Genomic DNA, 312 nt, shown 5'->3' on the forward strand with positions numbered 1-312 from the left:
GCAACGGTGCTTCAGGGTAATCCGGAAGAAGTCCGGGAACTCATCGATGCCACGCCATTTGCGAAGAAATACACGTCCGGTGTTCTGTCGTTCGCGGAGAAGGAGCTGACGCCGGGAGGACGTGAAAAAGTGATGGCGAGCTTTGAGCGTGTACTGATGCCCGGTCTCGAAAAAAATCAGTACAGCATCCTGTGGGTGGAGCACCAGGACAAGGGACGGCTTGAGCTGAATTTTGTCATTCCGAACATGGAGCTACAGACCGGAAAACGCCTCCAGCCGTACTACGACCGCGCAGACAGGCCTAGAATTGAT

1 protein-coding gene is annotated in these 312 nt (G+C 54.5%); it reads left to right on the forward strand.

Translation table 11 applies throughout. The annotated features are described in order from the left end of the window. The coding region (locus tag ACUU1I_RS21415) for a relaxase/mobilization nuclease domain-containing protein (RefSeq protein ID WP_449144961.1) at positions 1–312 on the forward strand (312 nt) is incomplete at both ends.

Source organism: Shigella sp. SIG3 (assembly GCF_053555855.1).